The organism is Streptomyces filamentosus (assembly GCF_014654895.1).
GTDB classification, from domain to species: Bacteria; Actinomycetota; Actinomycetes; order Streptomycetales; family Streptomycetaceae; genus Streptomyces; species Streptomyces filamentosus.
Window position 1 is genome coordinate 99554 of the sequence record NZ_BNBE01000005.1, and the last position, 15885, is coordinate 115438.

The window sequence follows — 15885 nt, forward strand, 5'->3', positions numbered from 1 at the left end:
GGCAGTGTGTACTGGTTCACCGGAACACTGTCCTCCTGACTCGGACACTTGGCAAGTGGCACTCTGAAAATTGCAGAGTGCCGTGTTCTCTCTGGCCGACCTTCGTGGCACACTCATCGAAACAGCGCGTCGGGGAGGTCTGAAGTGAGCGAGCCGCGGTCCGCCCCCACGGTGGGACAGGTCGTCCTCGGCCGTCGTCTTCAGGACCTGCGCGAGCGCGCCGGCCTGAAGCGCGAGGAGGCCGCCAAGGTCCTCCACGTCGCCCCGGCCACGATCTGCCGCATGGAGACCGCCGAGGTCGCGCTGAAGATCCCCTACGTGCAGCTGCTGCTCCAGGCGTACGGGATCACGGACGCCGAGGCGGAGGCGTTCGTCGCCCTCGCCGAGGAGGCCAACCTGCCCGGCTGGTGGCAGCGGTTCCACGACGTGCTGCCCGGCTGGTTCTCCATGTACGTCAGCCTGGAGGGGGCCGCGAGCCTCATCCGCTCCTACGAACCCCAGTTCGTCCCCGGTCTCTTCCAGACCGAGGAATACGCCCGCGCCATCCTGCGCAGCGGTGCGGTCGGCGGTGGCGGCGACGCCAGGGAAGAGGACATCGCTCGGCACGTGGCCCTGCGGATGGAGCGCCAGTCCCTGTTGACCAGGGAGGACGCCCCGAAGTTCTGGGTCATCATGGACGAGACGGTGTTCCGCCGGCCGGTCGGCGACGGGCCCGAGGTGATGCGCGACCAGCTCGACCGGCTGCTCGAAGCGTCCGAGCTGCCGAACGTCACCCTGCAGATCGCGGAGTTCGCGTCCGGCCACCACCCCGGCACGTACGGTCCTTTCGTCCTCTTCCGCTTCGCCATGCCCGAACTCCCGGACATGGTCTACAGCGAGTACCTGACCGGCGCCGTCTACCTCGACGCGCGACCGGAGGTGGCGTCCCACCTGGAGGTCATGGACCGTATGGCGGCGCAGGCCGCGACTGCACAACGCACGAAGGAGATCCTCCGGGACCTCCGCAAGGAGCTGTGAATGGATCGCATATACAACGGCATGCCCGCCGCGGAGCTCGGTGCCGAGGGATGGCACAAGCCCTGGAGCGGCGGGAACGGGGGCAACTGCGTGGAGGCCATGAAGCTGGCCGACGGCAGGGTCGCCGTGCGACAGTCCGCAGACCCTGAAGGACCCGCCCTCATCTACACCCACGGGGAGATCGCCGCCTTCATCGCGGGAGCGAAATCCGGTCAGGCTGATTTCCTGCTCACCTGACCCCTTCCGCCACGCCCCTCACGTCACGTAACTCTTGTAGCAGCGCCACCCGTTCGTCCCGACCAGGAGAGCCGACGATGACCCAGGACCCCGCATCCGTCCGCAGCGAGACGCGGATCGACACCAGCAAGCCGCATCCCGCGCGCATGTACGACTGGTTCCTGGGCGGCAAGGACAACTACCCCGTCGACGAGGAGATGGCCCGCCAGCTCCTCACCGTCGACGCCCGGGGCCGTGACATGGCCCGGGTCAACCGCGCCTTCATGCACCGCGCCATCCGCTGGCTCAGCGCCCACGGCGTGCGCCAGTACCTGGACGTCGGCACCGGCATCCCGACCGAGCCCAACCTGCACCAGATCGCGCAGACGGCCGCGCCGGAGTCCCGGATCGTCTACTGCGACAACGACCCGATCGTGCTCGCGCACGCGGCCGCCCTGCTGCGCTCGACCCCCGAGGGGGCCACCGAGTACATCCAGGCGGACGCCCGCGACCCGGAGATCATCCTCGAAAGGGCTGGAAAGGTCCTTGACTTCGACCGGCCCATCGCGCTGTCGATGCTCGCCCTGCTCCACTTCCTGGGGGACGAGGACGGCGCCCACGACATCGTCGCCAAGCTGGTCGAGAAGCTGGCGCCCGGCAGCTACCTCGTCCTCTCCCACGTCACCGGGGACTTCGACCCCGAGGGCGCGGCGAAGGCCGTCGGCATGTACAAGGCGCGCGGGCTGACCCTGCGGCCCCGCACCCGCGACGAGCTGGCCGCCTTCTTCGACGGCCTGGAGATCGTCGAGCCCGGGGTGTCCCTCACCGCCGAGTGGCATCCCGAGCTGGGCGAGCCGGTGCAGGTCCAGGGCGACGACCCGATCCCGGGCTGGGCCGCCGTGGCCCGCAAGCCCTGACCGTACGAGCGCGTCGGCGGGGGGAGGGCCCGAGGGCCCTCCCCCCGCTTCCTCATCCCCGCAGGTACGCGAGGCCCGGGTGGACGGCCGCGTAGCCGTCGAGCAGCCGACGGGCCACCGCCACCGAGTCCACCAGCGGGTGCAGCGCGAAGGCCCTCACCGCGTCCGCCCGCGCCCCGCTCTCCGCCGCCGCCAGCACCTCCCGCTCCACCGCCTTCACCGCGGTCACCAGGCCCATCGCGTGGTACGGCAGCGGGTCGGCCGCCACCGGCCGGGCGCCGCCCGCGTCCACCAGGCACGGCACCTCGACCACCGCGTCCGCGTCGAGCCCCGGCAGCGCGGTGCCGTTGCGGACGTTGAGGATCAGCGTGGCCCGCTCGCCGCGCGCGATGGCCCGCATCAGCGCGAGCGCCACCTTCTCGTAGCCGCCCGGCTCCAGGTCCTCCTCGGCCCGGTCCCCGGCCCCGGCGGCCTCCCGGTTGTGCGCCATGTACGTGGCCTCCCGGTCGGCCAGCGTGCGGTGCCAGGCGTCCAGGGCCCGGACCTCCGGCTTCGCCGCCTCCGCGTAGAACCCGGCCTGCTGGTCCAGCAGATACGCCCCCCGGGTCCTCTCCGCGCCCCGGTAGGAGGCGACCGCCTCCCGGTTGAAGTAGTAGTAGTGCAGGTACTCGTTGGGCACCGCGCCCAGCGACCGCAGCCACTCGGGGCCGAAGAGCCGGCCCTCCTCGAAGGAGCCGAGCAGCTCCTCGTCCGCGAGGAGCCGCGGCAGCTCGTCCCGCCCGTCGATCCGCAGCCCGCGCAGCCACCCCAGGTGGTTGAGGCCGGCGTAGTCGATCCACACCCGGTCCGGGTCCGCGCCGAGCACCCGGGCGACCCGGCGGCCCAGGCCCACCGGGGAGTCGCAGATGCCGACCACCCGGTCGCCCAGGATCCGGGACATCGCCTCCGTCACCATCCCCGCCGGGTTGGTGAAGTTGATGACCCAGGCGTCCGGGGCGAGCACGGCGATCCGGCGGGCCAGGGCGACGGCGACCGGCACCGTCCGCAGGCCGTACGCGATCCCGCCCGCGCCCACCGTCTCCTGCCCGAGGACGCCCTCGGCCAGCGCCACCCGCTCGTCGGCGGCCCGGCCCTCCAGGCCGCCGACCCGGATCGCGGAGAAGACGAAGTCCGCGCCGCGCAGCGCCTCGTCGAGGTCGGTGATGGCCGTGACGGCGGGCGCGTCCGGCACTCCCTCGGCCTGCTCCGCGAGGACCCGCGCGACGGCCGCCAGCCGGCCGGGGTCGAGGTCGTGCAGGGTGACGTGGGTGATCCGCCCCTCGGCGTGGTCGCCGAGCAGCGCGCCGTACACCAGCGGCACCCGGAACCCGCCGCCTCCGAGAATCGTCAGTCGCATGCCCCGTACGCTACTGGGCCGCCCCCGGGATGCGGACCGAAGCGGGACCGGCGTCCACGCCGCCGTCCGCATCCCGGGCACCGGCCGGGGGAGAATGGCGGCATGTCCCGACGCAAGACCGGCCCCCGCCGCCGCCCGCCCGCGCCCGCCCCGACCGTCACCGCCGCCTCGCCCTGCCCCTGCGGGCTCGACGCCGCGTACGGCGCCTGCTGCGGCCGCTTCCACGGCGGCACGGACGCCGCGCCCACCGCCGAACTGCTGATGCGCTCCCGCTACAGCGCCTTCGTCGTCGGCGACGCGGCCTACCTGCTGCGCACCTGGGCCCCCGGGACCCGGCCGGACACCCTCGACCTGGACCCCGGCATGCGCTGGACCGGACTGGAGATCGGCGCCGCCACCGAGGGCAGCGCCTTCCACCAGCGGGGCACGGTCACCTTCCGCGCCTCGTACGTCCACGGCGGCGAGCCCGGCTCGCTGCACGAGCGCAGCCGCTTCGCCCGCCACGACGGCGCCTGGGTCTACGTCGACGGCGACTTCCTCGACGACTGACCCCGTCGGTTCCCCCGGCCGCGCCGGTTCCTCTGGCCCTGCCGGTGGCCGTGCGGGTTCCCCCGGCCGGCCCTGCCGGGCCTCCCGGCGTCAGCGGCCCGGCGCGGTCCCCGCCGGGGTCCGCTCCGCGCGCCTCGCCGGGAGGCCCGTGGCGAGGTCCTCCGCCACGGCCTTCTTCGCGATGGCGTCGGCGGCCGCGCGGAGCTGGGGGCCGCTGGGGCGGTCGCGCTCCTGCTCCAGGCGGTCGGCGAGCCAGTCGCCCCAGGCGCGGGTGATGACCTCCGCCTCGCGGGCCCCGGCGGCGGTGTGCGAGAGGAGGTTGCCGTCCCGGGTGAGGAAGCCCTCGTCGACCATCCGGTCGAAGACCGGGAAGATCACCTCGGGCGGCAGCCGCCGGCTCGCCGCGATCAGCCCGAGGCTCGCGTGCCCGACCGTCCGGGTGTACAGCTCCACCTGCATGACCGCCCAGGCGCCGGCCGTGTCGAGCCGGGTGTCGGAGCCGGCGACGATCCGGCGGGCGGTGTCCGTGTCGACCCGGCGCAGCAGCCGTCCCACGGCCAGTTCGAGGAGCTGTGCCGAGTCGCCGCTGCCGGTGGGGGAGGCGAAGCCCTCGCCCATGTCGGGCGCGGCCTCCCGGGCCGAGTCGCGCAGCTTCACCTGCTTGAGGAAGAGGGCGACGACGAAGCCGACGACGGCGACGGGCACGGTCCACAGGAAGACGGTGTGCAGGGTCTCGGCGTAGGCCCGCACGATGGGGGCGGCGACGCCGCCGGGCAGGGAGTGGAGGCCGGCCGGGCTCTGCGCGGCCTGGGCGACGGTCTCCGGGGGGATGCCGACGGGGCCGCCGAGGACGGACGCCTCGGTGATCCCGGTGGTGAGGTTGGGCTTCAGGGAGTTGGCGTAGATGGTGCCGAAGACGGCGGTGCCGAAGGAGCTGCCCAGCGTGCGGAAGAAGGTGACGCCGGAGGTGGCGGTGCCGAGGTCGGCGTAGTCGACGGTGTTCTGCACGGCGATGGTGAGGACCTGCATGCACAGGCCGATGCCGACGCCGAGCACGAACATGTACAGCGACTCCAGCCAGGTGCCGGTGTTCTCGTCCATCAGCGACAGCAGGTAGAGCCCGAGGCCCATGACGGCGCAGCCGACGATGGGGAAGATCCGGTAGTGCCCGGTCTTGCTGACCACGTTGCCGCTGTAGATCGAGGCGATGAGCAGGCCGACGACCATCGGCAGCGTGCGGATGCCGGAGATGGTGGCCGAGTCCCCGTCCACGTACTGGAGGTAGGTCGGCAGGAAGGTCATCGCGCCGAGCATCGCGAAGCCGACGACGAAGCTGAGCACCGAGCAGACGGTGAAGACCGGGTTGCGGAACAGCCGCATCGGCAGCATGGGTTCGGCGGCCCGCACCTCGGCCCAGCAGAAGAGGGCGAGGGCGAGCAGGCCGCCGGCGAAGAGCCCGATGATGACGCCGGAGCCCCACGCGTACTCGTTGCCGCCCCAACTGGTCGCCAGGATCAGGGCGCTGGAGCCAACGGCGACGAGTGCGATGCCGAGGTAGTCGATGACCGGACGGCTCGCGGAGCGGACCGAGGGGATCGTCCGGGCGGCGGCGATGACGACGAGGATCGCGATCGGCACGTTGACGTAGAACGCCCAGCGCCAGCTCGCGTGGTCGGTGAACAGGCCGCCGAGCAGCGGCCCGATGACGGTGGAGACGCCGAACACGGCGCCGATCGCGCCCTGGTACTTGCCGCGTTCGCGCAGCGGGATCACGTCGGCGATCAGCGCCATCGAGGTGACCATGAGCCCGCCGGCGCCGATGCCCTGGAGGCCGCGCCACACGATGAGCAGCGTCATGTTGGTGGCGAGGCCGCAGAGGAACGAGCCGGTGATGAAGACGACGGCGGAGACCTGGAAGATCAGCTTGCGGCCGAAGAGGTCGCCGAACTTGCCGACGAGGACCGTCGCCACGGTCTCGGCGAGCAGGTAGGAGGTGACGACCCACGACATGTGGGCGGCGCCGCCGAGGTCCGCGACGATCGTGGGCAGGGCGGTGCCCACGATCGTCTGGTCGAGCGCGGCCAGGAGCACGCCGAGCATGATCGTGCCGAACACGATGTTGCGGCGGCGGCCGTCGAGCACGGGCGGTGCGGGCGCGGCCGGGGAGACGGGTGCTGCGTCGCTGGTCGTGGTCACCTTCGCAGCGTCACACCGGCCCGGTCCCGCTGCCCGTGGGACACCGCCGAACAGGTGGCGGCCCGGCGCCGCCCGGTGGCGTTCTCAGGGGCGGACGGGCAGGCTCGGGTGGTGCTTGGCGAGGATCTTGTTGGCCCGGGCGAGGACGGCCAGCGCGTGCTCGCGGTCGGCCCGGTCCTCGGCGCAGAGCGGTCCTCTGAAGCGGTAGACCTCGCGCGCCGCGCAGTCCGCCTCGATCTCCGCCTGGAGGACGTGCGCGGGCAGACAGGAGCCGATGAGGGCGGCCACGCGGTCGGGGATCGGGACGGGTACGAGGGGCGAGGGCGAGGCGATCACGGGTCAGTCCTAGCGGTTCGTGGGGGCGTACGGGAAGGGCTCTCACCTCCATACGTACCGGATGGCAGGGCCGGTTCCGGTACGGCCCCGGGGCCGGGGTGCGGCGGGGGCGCCCGGCCTCCCCGGCGCACGCGGGCGCACCCGCGGGGGACCGCCCGCCCCCGGTGATCGCGCACTCCGGCGTTCCCGCAGGTACGGGGCCCGGCGCCGGATCGGGACGGCGCAAGGTCCCTGCATATCGGGGGTGCGGACGGCCGGCGGGGCAGCCGTGCGGGAGGGACGCAAGCCCCGGGACGGTGATCCCTGTGTGAAGGAAATCACGTGGCGCCGGAGCGCCGGAACCGGGATGATCTTCAGCCCAGCACGTCCGCCAGGTCGTACGAGACGGGCTCGTCGAGCTGCGCGTAACCGCAGGACTCCGGAGCGCGGTCCGGGCGCCATCGCCGGAACTGCGCGGTGTGCCGGAAGCGGTTCCCCTCCATGTGGTCGTAGCCCACCTCGCAGACCCGATCCGGCCGCAGCGCCACCCACGACGCGTCCTTCCCGCCGGACCAGCGGCTCGGCGCGCCGGGCAGCCGGGCGTCCTCGTGCGCCTCCTCCCGCGCCCACGCCGCCCACGGGTGCCCGTCCCCGGGATCCGTCCGCAGCGGCTCCAGCTCCTCGACCAGCTCGGCCCGGCGCCGGGCGGTGAAGGCGGCGCAGACGCCGACGTGCTGGAGGACGCCCCGGTCGTCGTACAGGCCGAGGAGGAGCGAGCCGACCACGGGGCCGCTCTTGTGGAGGCGGTAGCCGGCCACGACGACGTCGGCGGTCCGCTCGTGCTTGATCTTGTACATCACCCGGGCGTCCGGCCGGTAGGGCAGGTCGAGCGGCTTGGCGACCACCCCGTCGAGCCCGGCGCCCTCGTACCGCTCGAACCAGCGCGCGGCCAGCTCCGCGTCCCGGGTGGCGGGGGCGAGGTGGACGGGGGCGGCGACCCCGGCGAGCACCCGCTCCAGGGCCGCGCGGCGCTCCGCCAGCGGGACGTCGAGGAGGGAGTCGTCGCCGAGGGCGAGCAGGTCGAAGACGACGAGACGGGCCGGACTGGTCCCCGCGAGCAGCCGGATCCGGGAGGCGGCCGGGTGGATCCGCTCGGCGAGCCGGTCGAAGTCGAGCCGTCCGCCGTGCTCGACGACGATCTCGCCGTCCACCACGCACCGCGGCGGCAGCCGCTCCCCGAGGGCCTCGGCGAGCTCGGGGAAGTAGCGGGTGAGGGGCTTGCCGGTGCGGCTGCCGATGACCAGCTCGGAGCCGTCGCGGTGGACCACGGCCCGGAAGCCGTCCCACTTCGCCTCGTACTGCATCCCGGGCGGGATCTTCTTCACGGCCTTGGCGAGCATCGGTTTCACGGGCGGCATCACCGGCAGATCCATGGGTGGATTGTCCGATGTGCGGGGGATGTCGACCAGTTCTAGGGTGGCGCTCATGGCACGCGAGGCGGCAGCGGTGGAACGGGAGGCCGGCGGGCGCACCGTCCGGATCTCCCACCCGGACAAGGTCTACTTCCCGGAGCCCGGCTACACCAAGCTCGACCTGGTGGACTACTACCTCGCCGTCGGCGACGGGATCACGCGCGCCCTGCGGGACCGGCCCACCACCCTCCAGCGCTGGCCCGACGGGGTGACCGGCGAGTCCTTCTTCCAGAAGCACGCTCCCGGGAACCGGCCCGACTGGCTCCCCACCGCGCGCGTCGCCTTCCCCAGCGGCCGCACGGCCGAGGAGTTGTGCCCGGCCGGCCCGGCCGCCGTGCTGTGGGCCGCCAACCTCGGCACCCTCACCTTCCACCCCTGGCCGGTCCGGAGCGCCGACACCGACCGCCCCGACGAGCTCCGCCTCGACCTCGACCCGCAGCCCGGCACCGGCTACGCCGACGCCGTCCGGGCCGCCCACGAGCTGCGGGCCGTCCTCGACGGGCACGGGCTGCGCGGCTGGCCCAAGACCTCCGGCGGGCGCGGCCTGCACGTCTTCGTCCCGCTCCGCCCCGAATGGACCTTCACCGAGGTCCGGCGGGCGGCCATCGCCTGCGGGCGGGAGCTGGAGCGGCGGATGCCGGACCGGGTCACCACCGCCTGGTGGAAGGAGGAGCGCGGCGAGCGGATCCTCGTGGACTACAACCAGGCGGCCCGCGACCGCACGATGGCCTCCGCCTATTCGGTCCGCGCCCGGCCGCACGCCCCGGTCTCCGCCCCGCTGCGCTGGGAGGAGCTGGACGAGGCGGTGCCGGAGGACTTCGACATCCGCACCATGCCCGCCCGGTACGCCGAACTCGGCGACGTGCACGCGGACATGGACGAGGAGCGCTTCGGCCTGGAGTCGCTGCTGGAGCTGTCCCGGCGCGACGAGGCCGAGCGCGGCCTGGGGGACCTGCCGTATCCGCCCGACTACCCGAAGATGCCGGGCGAGCCGAAGCGGGTGCGGCCGAGCCGGGCGAAGAAGGAGGAGGGGTAGGGGTGGGGTGCGGAGGCGCGGGGATGCGGGGTGCGGGGGGCGCAGGGAAACGGATCGGGGGTGTTCGACGAGCCGCATTGATCGGACGTTGACGGTGTGTTTAGCGCGGCCCGGCACGGTGGAGCCATGCAGACCCACACCGACGTCCTGACCCTCCCCGCCCCCCGCCCCGCGGCCGACCTCGCCTGGCGCGAGGACGCGCTGTGCGCCCAGGCCGGGCCGGAGTTCTTCTTCCCCGCCCCGGGCTCCTCGACCCGCGAGGCCAAGCAGCTCTGCGGCGCCTGCGAGGGGCGCGTCGCGTGCCTGGAGTACGCGCTCGCGCACGACGAGCGCTTCGGCGTGTGGGGCGGGCTCTCGGAGAAGGAGCGGCTCCGGATCCGCCGCCTGCGCGGCGGCGAGTGACCGCCGCGCGAGCGGACGCGGGGGGACCGGAGCCGGGGAGCGGACCGTACCGCCGGGCCCGGACCCGGACCTGGGTGCGGACCCGGAACCGGATGTGGACCCGGAACCGGACCCGGGGCGGGTACGCGTCCTGCCGGGGTGCGGATCCGGCCCGGGTGCGGCCGGTCAGCCGGCGGCGCGGGCGGCCATCCGGGCCTTGCGGGCGGCCAGCTTCGCGTCGAACTTGGCGGCCTCGGTGTCCAGGCCGTTCATGAAGAGGCCCAGCTCCTCCTGGGCGCGCAGCCCGTCGGGGCCGAGGCCGGAGATCTCCAGGACCTTCAGGTGCCGGATGACCGGCTCCAGGACGTCGTCGTGGTGGATGCGCATGTTGTAGATCTCGCCGATCGCCATCTGCGCGGCGGCCCGCTCGAAGCCGGGGATGCCGTGGCCGGGCATCCGGAAGTCGACCACCACGTCCCGGACGGCCTGCATGGCGAGGTCGGGGGCGATCTCCAGCGCCGCCTTCAGCAGGTTGCGGTAGAAGATCATGTGCAGGTTCTCGTCGAGCGCGATGCGGGCGAGCATCCGGTCGCAGACGGGATCGCCGGACTGGTGGCCGGTGTTGCGGTGCGAGATGCGGGTGGCGAGCTCCTGGAAGGCCACGTACGCGACGGAGTGCAGCATCGAGTGGCGGTTGTCCGACTCGAAGCCCTCGCTCATGTGGGACATCCGGAACTGCTCCAGCTTGTCCGGGTCCACGGCGCGCGAGGCGAGCAGGTAGTCGCGCATGACGATGCCGTGCCGGCCCTCCTCCGCGGTCCAGCGGTGCACCCAGGTGCCCCAGGCGCCGTCGCGGCCGAAGAGCGAGGCGATCTCGTGGTGGTAGCTCGGCAGGTTGTCCTCGGTCAGGAGGTTCACCACGAGCGCGGTCTTCCCTATGTCCGTGACCTTGGACTGCGACGGGTCCCACGCCTCGCCGTCCTCGAAGAAGCCCGGGAAGTTCCGCCCGTCCGACCACGGCACGTACTCGTGCGGCATCCAGTCCTTGACGACCTTGAGGTGCCGGTTGAGCTCCTTCTCGACGACCTCTTCCAGCGCGTACAGCAACCGGGCGTCGGTCCACCCGGCCGAACTGTCGAGGTGGGGAGAGGTGAGCGTCACGGGAACTCCTGGGGACGGAGACAGGGCAAACGGAACTACCTACGGACTCGTAGGTTACGAGACCGTAGGTTAAGGCCCCCGTAAAGCGTGACCAACCCCCGCTCGGACGATGTCCGGTTACGTTCTGTTATGTTCCCTGGTCAGTCCTGGGAAAAGAGACACAGGTCACGTCGGGGGAGGTCACCCGTGAACGGGAGGGGATCACCCGTGAACAACTGAACGGCCGCTCAGAGCAGATGGTCCGCGGCCCCCGACTTCACCGCGGAGATCAGCGCGCGCAGTGCCTCCACCGAGTCGCTGACGTACTCGCCGGGGGCGAGGGTCGAGCCGATGTAGGCACGGCCGGAGTCGTCGAGGCCGAAGCGGAAGCAGTTGGCGCCCTCGCTGCAGAACGCCTCGCCCCAGGCGATGTCGGCGGAGGGGGCGGTGGCGGCGGCCGGCTTGGCGGCGGGGCGGGCGGCGGGGGACGCGGCGGCGGCGTCGAGGGTGTGGGGCATGGTGGAGGGGGTCCTTCACAGGTCCTGGGCCAGGGAGTGGACGAACGCGCGTGAGTCGGCGGTGGACAGGGCGAGTCCGCGCAGCCGGTCCAGCAGTCCCCGGTACCGGCGCAGCTTCATGTCGGCGTCGAGGAGGATCGAGCCGTGCGAGGAGTCGAGCTGCACGGTGTCGAGGTGCGGCACGGGCGCGGACACATAGGTGAACGACTGCCCGGCCCCCGGGAAACCCCCGGCGGCGAACGGGATCACCCGCACGGTGACGGTGGCCCGCTCGGACTGCTCCAGGATGTGCTCCAGCTGTGCGCGGGCGACCTTCGGGCCGCCGAACTGCATGCGCAGCGCCGCCTCGTGGATCACCGCCTCGTACGGCACCGGCCGGTCCAGGACCTCCTGGCGGCGCAGCCGCAGGGCGAGCCGGGCCTCCAGGTCGGGGCCGGGCAGCGGCGGCACGGCGGTGTCGAAGACCGCCCGCGCCTGCTCCTCGGTCTGGAGCAGTCCGGGCACGTGGGTGGTCACGGCGGTGGCCAACTCGGACGCGTGGTACTCCAGTTCGGCGATGTCCAGGAGGGCGGGCGGGAGGAGGCCGCGGTGCTCCTCCCACCAGCCGCGGTCCCGCTCCTGGGCCATGCCGGCGAGCAGGTCCACCAGGGCCGTGTCGGGGCAGCCGTAGTTGAAGGCCAGGGTCCGCACTCGCTCGGGGCTGATGCCGAAGCGGCCGGACTCCACGTTGGGGATGCGGGTGCGGTCGACGCCCAGGAGGGCGGCGGCCTGCTGGGCCGACATCCCCGACTGTTCGCGCAGCTTGCGCAGTTCGGCGCCGAGCCGCTGCTGGCGCGCGGTCGGACTGCTCCTGGGTGGCACGTGCTTCTCCCTCGTCCTGCCGGGGCGGCCCCCTGCCGCCCCCGTTCCCGAGCCGTCGATCGGTTTCTGTCCGGAAACGACACCCGTGGCGCGCGATACGAGCAAGTAGTAGCACTGTGCTCCGCTTCTGCGCTACGGTCGGTAGCGCAAGTCTCACACGGGGCGACCGTGACCGTGTGCAGAGCACCCCCATGTACAGGAAATGTGAGCAATCCGATGAAGGGCGCCCTGCGTTGCCTTCCGGCCGTCCCCCCGGCGGCCGAACCCATACCCCCCGCGGCGGAGAACCTCAGTTACTCGATGCTGCTCCCCGGCGGCGCCTACTGCGCGGGCCTCGCCCGCCGGGCCGTCCGGGACCTCCTCACCCGCCACGACCTCACCGGGCTCCGCGAGACCGCCGCCCTCGCCGCCTCCGAACTCGTCGCCACCGCCTACCGGTTCACCCCCGACCGGGAGATGGCCCTGCGCGTCCGCTGGCAGTACGACGCCCTGCGGATCGTCCTCTACGACCAGCATCCGGCCCACTCCCGGCCGGAGGCCGCCGAGGCGTGCAGGGACCGCCGCAGCCGCAGCATGTGGCTGCTGGCCGCGGCGGTCGACGAACAGGGCGGGGACTGGGGCCTGGCGCCCGCCCTCACACCCGAGGGCGGCACCAAGTCCTGGGCCTTACTCCACCGCTGACGGGTCCTCCAGCACCGCCCGGAGCTCCTCCGCCGACGTCGGCCGCAGCGTGCCGTCGAGGAGCAGCCGGCGGGTGATCCCCAGCGACTCCAGGAACGCCAGGTCGTGACTGGCCACCACCAGAGCCCCCTCGTACGCGTCGAGCGCCGCCGTCAGTTCGCGCACCGACGCCAGGTCCAGATTGTTCGTCGGCTCGTCCAGCAGCAGCAGCTGCGGGGCAGGCTCCGCGAGGAGCAGGGCCGCCAGCGTCGCCCGGAACCGCTCGCCGCCCGACAGCGTGCCCACCGGCTGCTCCGCCCGCGCCCCCCGGAAGAGGAACCGCGCGAGCCGGGCCCGGATCGTGTTCCCCGACGCCCCCGGCGCGAAGCGCCCCACGTTCTCCACGATGCTCAGCGACTCGTCCAGGACGTCCAGCCGCTGCGGCAGGAAGCGGAGCGGCACCAGCACCTCCGCCTCGCCCGCCACCGGCGCCAGCTCCCCGGCGATCGTCCGGAGCAGCGTCGTCTTGCCGGCGCCGTTGCGGCCCGCCAGCGCGATCCGCTCCGGGCCCCGCACCTCGAACTCCCCCGCGACCCGCGCCCCGTACCGCAGCTCCAGGTTCCGCAGCCGCAGCACCTCGCGCCCCGGCGGCACCGAGGTCCGCGGCAGCTCGACGCGGATCCCGTCGTCGTCCCGCACCGCCTCCACGGCCGCGTCCAGCCGCTCCCGCGCCTCCGCCAGCCGGTTCGCGTGCAGGGCGCGGTACTTGCCCGCCGAGACCTGCGCCTCGCCCCGCCGGGCGTGCGCCACGACCTTCGGCACGGCCTTGTTCTCGAAGCTCTTCTGCGCGTACCGCCGCCGGCGCGCCAGCCGCATCCCGGCGTCCGACAGCTCCCGCCGCTGCCGCTGGACGTCCGCCTCGGCCGCCCGCACCATCCGCTGCGCCGCCTCCTGTTCGGCGGCGAGCGCCTCCTGGTACGCGGACCAGGGGCCGCCGTACCAGCTCACCCCGCCCTCGCGCAGGTCGGCGATCCGGTCGACCCGCTCCAGGAGCTCCCGGTCGTGGCTGACCACCACCAGCACCCCGGACCAGCCCTCCAGCGCCTCGTACAGACGGGAACGGGCGTACAGGTCCAGGCTGTTGGTGGGTTCGTCGAGCAGCAGCACGTCGGGCCGGGCCAGCAGCAGCGCCGCGAGGCGCAGCAGCACCGACTCGCCGCCGGACACCTCGCCGACCGTGCGGTCCAGGCCGATCCCGCCGAGGCCGACCCGGTCGAGGACGGCCCTGGCCCGCTCCTCGACGTCCCAGTCGTCGCCGATCACGGCGAAGTGCTCCTCCGCCGGGTCCCCGGCCTCGACGGCGTGCAGCGCGGCCCGCTTCCGGGCGATCCCGAGGATCCCGTCGACCCGCAGGCCGGTGTCCAGGGCGGGGTCCTGCGGCAGGTGGCCGATCTCGCCGGACGTCCGGACGGTGCCGGAGGTCGGTGCGAGCTCGCCGGCGAGGAGCTTCAGCAGGGTGGACTTCCCCGAGCCGTTCACCCCGACCAGGCCGGTGCGGCCGGGCCCGACCGTCAGGTCGAGGCCGTCGAGGACGCCGGTCCCGTCGGGCCAGGAGAAGGAGAGGGACGAGGTGGAGAGGAAGACAGGACGAGATGACACGAGGGCCTCCGGTACCGCGAACGCGAGCGTGGGTGTGGGCGTGGTGCGACGCGTGAGACACCGGGACGCGGGCGGCACGGGGGGAACGGGCGCTCGTCCACGAGGTCGAGAAGGGCACGCACGGCAGCACGGAGGCGCGCGCGGCACGGTGTCTCGGACCTCAGATGAACAACGTTCCTTCTCCGACCTGGAGGCGATGGGACCTCACCGACGGTAGGAGCCGCCGGGGGAGGGGGCAAGCGAATTACGGCGGCCCCGGAGGATCCCGGGGAAGGCCGCCGGAAGGCCGCCGGAAGGACCGCGGAAGGCCGACGGAAGGACCGCGACGGGGCCGCCGTAGGGCCGCGACGGGACCGCCGTGAAGGCCGGACGGGGGCGTCGGCCTACGACAGGCCGCCCAGGAGCTCGTCCAGGTCCCGGTCCCAGTCCAGGTACTGGTGCTCGCGGCCGGCCGGCACCAGGTGCTGCGAGCGCTCCAGGAAGAGGCGCAGCTCCGAGGTGCGCACGTGCACCATGGCCACGCCCTCGGGGGCGTGGAACTCCACGACCGTGCGGTCGTAGCCGTACGGGCGCAGCCGTACGTCCCCGTCACCGGCGGGGCGCTCGACGCCCTGCGCCAGGAGCTCGCGGGCGAACGCCCAGGAGACCTCGACGCCCTCCAGGGTGGCCGGCGGCGGGAAGGCCATGCTGACCGCGTAGGGATCCTCGCGGTCGTAGCGCAGGGTGGCGGGAACGGTCTCCATCCGGGGAGCGGAAGCGACCAGACGGGCCTGGACGGGCTGCTCGATCACGGCGGACACGGCGGGCTCCTCTCGCGGGGTTGCGATCCTGTGCGTCTCCCCGACACCAGGGCACCTGACACCCATGAAGACGAGCGGAACCGCCGGAACGTGCACCCGACCCCCACGTGAGGTGCGTCACCGCCGGACGGCGACCACCCTCCCGCCGCTCCCGGCCTACCGCTCCTCGGCCACGTCGTCGTCCGGCTCCGCGCAGGGACCCGAGTGGTCGCAGTACGGCTGGTTCCCGGAGGCCCCGCAGCCGCAGAGCATCACCCGGGTCTCGTGCCGGACCCCGTGCTCGCCCGTGACCAGCAGGTCGCCCCGTACCACCAGCTGTCCCGCGGGGGAGCGGCGCACGGTGGTCGGGACGTCCGGCCGCTCCTCCGGGCCGCCCTGGGGCGGGTGGTGCTGGAGCGCCCCGGACGGACAGCGCCGGACCACCTCGGCGACCCGCTCCGCCGCGGCGGCGTCCGGCAGGATCCAGGGGCGGCGGGACAGGTCGAAGACCTCGGGCAGGCCGTGGACGCACTCGGCCGCGTGCAGACAGCGGCGCGGTTCGAAGGTGACGGTGATGCCCTCGCCGTCGTACTCCTTGATCCGCGGCTTCTCCGCGATCGGGGGCTCCGCCCCCGGCCCAGCTGTTCCCTCAGTCATGCGCCCAGCCTAGGAACGCCCGGGGCGCCCCGCACTCCGGCGGGGCCGACCGGGAGCCCGGGCCGGAGGCCCTCTGGACGGACCGGGCCGGCGCCACTAGCTTCCGGCGCCATGAC

17 protein-coding genes are annotated in these 15885 nt (G+C 73.4%); 7 read left to right on the plus strand and 10 right to left on the minus strand.

All coding sequences use genetic code 11. The features are described from left to right. Positions 1-144 precede the first annotated feature (144 nt). The 3 genes from IE326_RS39965 to IE326_RS39975 all read left to right on the plus strand — a co-directional run bounded on the left by IE326_RS39965 (position 145) and on the right by IE326_RS39975 (position 2150). Positions 145-1017 carry a Sco1979 family transcriptional regulator gene (locus tag IE326_RS39965; protein WP_190045123.1) on the plus strand — a complete coding sequence of 291 codons (873 nt, stop codon included), beginning with the start codon at positions 145-147 and terminating at the stop codon, positions 1015-1017. Next, on the plus strand, positions 1018-1254 hold the full coding sequence (locus IE326_RS39970; protein ID WP_030495614.1) for a DUF397 domain-containing protein: 237 nt from the start codon (positions 1018-1020) through the stop codon (positions 1252-1254). Between the two features lie 77 nt (positions 1255-1331). After that, entirely contained in the window at positions 1332-2150 is an 819-nt protein-coding gene (locus IE326_RS39975) for an SAM-dependent methyltransferase (protein ID WP_150235049.1), read from the plus strand. Positions 2151-2202: 52 nt separating this feature from the next. Here IE326_RS39975 and IE326_RS39980 read toward each other — a convergent pair whose 3' ends face one another. Further along, the gene (locus tag IE326_RS39980) at positions 2203-3546 is read right to left on the minus strand and encodes a 6-phospho-beta-glucosidase (RefSeq protein WP_190045124.1); all 1344 of its coding nucleotides are present in this window, start codon (positions 3544-3546) and stop codon (positions 2203-2205) included. A 102-nt stretch (positions 3547-3648) separates the two neighbouring features. Between IE326_RS39980 and IE326_RS39985 the strand changes: the two genes are divergently transcribed. Beyond that, a complete protein-coding gene (locus IE326_RS39985) occupies positions 3649-4095 on the plus strand; it encodes a YchJ family protein (RefSeq protein WP_150235045.1) in 447 nt (148 codons plus the stop codon). 90 nt (positions 4096-4185) lie between these two features. Here the strand turns inward: IE326_RS39985 and IE326_RS39990 are convergent, their stop codons facing one another. From IE326_RS39990 to IE326_RS40000, 3 genes are all read right to left on the minus strand, one after another. Then, a complete protein-coding gene (locus IE326_RS39990) occupies positions 4186-6291 on the minus strand; it encodes an MDR family MFS transporter (RefSeq protein ID WP_190045125.1) in 2106 nt (701 codons plus the stop codon). Between the two features lie 84 nt (positions 6292-6375). Continuing rightward, entirely contained in the window at positions 6376-6624 is a 249-nt protein-coding gene (locus tag IE326_RS39995; protein WP_373310420.1) for a hypothetical protein, read from the minus strand. Positions 6625-6980: 356 nt separating this feature from the next. After that, positions 6981-8039, minus strand: a complete 1059-nt coding sequence (locus IE326_RS40000; RefSeq protein ID WP_150235041.1) for an ATP-dependent DNA ligase — start codon at positions 8037-8039, stop codon at positions 6981-6983. Positions 8040-8091: 52 nt separating this feature from the next. On the opposite strand from IE326_RS40000, the gene ligD reads away from it, so the two are divergent. After that, positions 8092-9114, plus strand: coding sequence for a non-homologous end-joining DNA ligase (gene ligD / locus IE326_RS40005; protein ID WP_150235039.1), 1023 nt, complete (start codon positions 8092-8094; stop codon positions 9112-9114). A gap of 126 nt (positions 9115-9240) precedes the next feature. Continuing rightward, positions 9241-9516: a WhiB family transcriptional regulator gene (locus IE326_RS40010; protein WP_051804365.1), complete on the plus strand. Its 276-nt coding sequence runs from the start codon at positions 9241-9243 to the stop codon at positions 9514-9516. 165 nt (positions 9517-9681) lie between these two features. On the opposite strand, the gene IE326_RS40015 is transcribed toward IE326_RS40010, so the two are convergent. From IE326_RS40015 to IE326_RS40025, 3 genes are all read right to left on the minus strand, one after another. Then, the gene (locus IE326_RS40015; protein WP_150235036.1) at positions 9682-10656 is read right to left on the minus strand and encodes an acyl-ACP desaturase; all 975 of its coding nucleotides are present in this window, start codon (positions 10654-10656) and stop codon (positions 9682-9684) included. A 227-nt stretch (positions 10657-10883) separates the two neighbouring features. Next, positions 10884-11153 carry a hypothetical protein gene (locus IE326_RS40020; protein WP_190045126.1) on the minus strand — a complete coding sequence of 90 codons (270 nt, stop codon included), beginning with the start codon at positions 11151-11153 and terminating at the stop codon, positions 10884-10886. A 15-nt stretch (positions 11154-11168) separates the two neighbouring features. Further along, positions 11169-12014 (minus strand): helix-turn-helix domain-containing protein, encoded by an 846-nt coding sequence (locus IE326_RS40025; RefSeq protein ID WP_150235035.1) that lies wholly within the window; start codon positions 12012-12014, stop codon positions 11169-11171. A gap of 204 nt (positions 12015-12218) precedes the next feature. Between IE326_RS40025 and IE326_RS40030 the strand changes: the two genes are divergently transcribed. Continuing rightward, the gene (locus tag IE326_RS40030; RefSeq protein ID WP_229915924.1) at positions 12219-12695 is read left to right on the plus strand and encodes an ATP-binding protein; all 477 of its coding nucleotides are present in this window, start codon (positions 12219-12221) and stop codon (positions 12693-12695) included. On the opposite strand, the gene IE326_RS40035 is transcribed toward IE326_RS40030, so the two are convergent. From IE326_RS40035 to IE326_RS40045, 3 genes are all read right to left on the minus strand, one after another. After that, on the minus strand, positions 12681-14333 hold the full coding sequence (locus tag IE326_RS40035; protein WP_190045127.1) for an ABC-F family ATP-binding cassette domain-containing protein: 1653 nt from the start codon (positions 14331-14333) through the stop codon (positions 12681-12683). The genes IE326_RS40030 and IE326_RS40035 overlap by 15 nt on opposite strands. Positions 14334-14716: 383 nt before the next feature. Beyond that, entirely contained in the window at positions 14717-15133 is a 417-nt protein-coding gene (ssgD, locus tag IE326_RS40040; protein WP_030751803.1) for a spore wall synthesis regulator SsgD, read from the minus strand. Positions 15134-15289: 156 nt separating this feature from the next. Beyond that, on the minus strand, positions 15290-15769 hold the full coding sequence (locus IE326_RS40045) for a (4Fe-4S)-binding protein (protein ID WP_190045128.1): 480 nt from the start codon (positions 15767-15769) through the stop codon (positions 15290-15292). Positions 15770-15885 lie beyond the last annotated feature (116 nt).

Bases quoted from the DNA above. Each gene is read 5' to 3' on its own strand.
- IE326_RS40045 (WP_190045128.1), bottom strand. From the start codon at position 15,769: ATGACTGAGGGAACAGCTGGGCCGGGGGCGGAGCCCCCGATCGCGGAG.
- ligD (WP_150235039.1), top strand. From the start codon at position 8,092: ATGGCACGCGAGGCGGCAGCGGTGGAACGGGAGGCCGGCGGGCGCACC.
- IE326_RS40020 (WP_190045126.1), bottom strand. From the start codon at position 11,153: ATGCCCCACACCCTCGACGCCGCCGCCGCGTCCCCCGCCGCCCGCCCC.
- IE326_RS39985 (WP_150235045.1), top strand. From the start codon at position 3,649: ATGTCCCGACGCAAGACCGGCCCCCGCCGCCGCCCGCCCGCGCCCGCC.
- IE326_RS39970 (WP_030495614.1), top strand. From the start codon at position 1,018: ATGGATCGCATATACAACGGCATGCCCGCCGCGGAGCTCGGTGCCGAG.
- IE326_RS39975 (WP_150235049.1), top strand. From the start codon at position 1,332: ATGACCCAGGACCCCGCATCCGTCCGCAGCGAGACGCGGATCGACACC.
- IE326_RS40000 (WP_150235041.1), bottom strand. From the start codon at position 8,039: ATGGATCTGCCGGTGATGCCGCCCGTGAAACCGATGCTCGCCAAGGCC.
- IE326_RS39980 (WP_190045124.1), bottom strand. From the start codon at position 3,546: ATGCGACTGACGATTCTCGGAGGCGGCGGGTTCCGGGTGCCGCTGGTG.
- IE326_RS40010 (WP_051804365.1), top strand. From the start codon at position 9,241: ATGCAGACCCACACCGACGTCCTGACCCTCCCCGCCCCCCGCCCCGCG.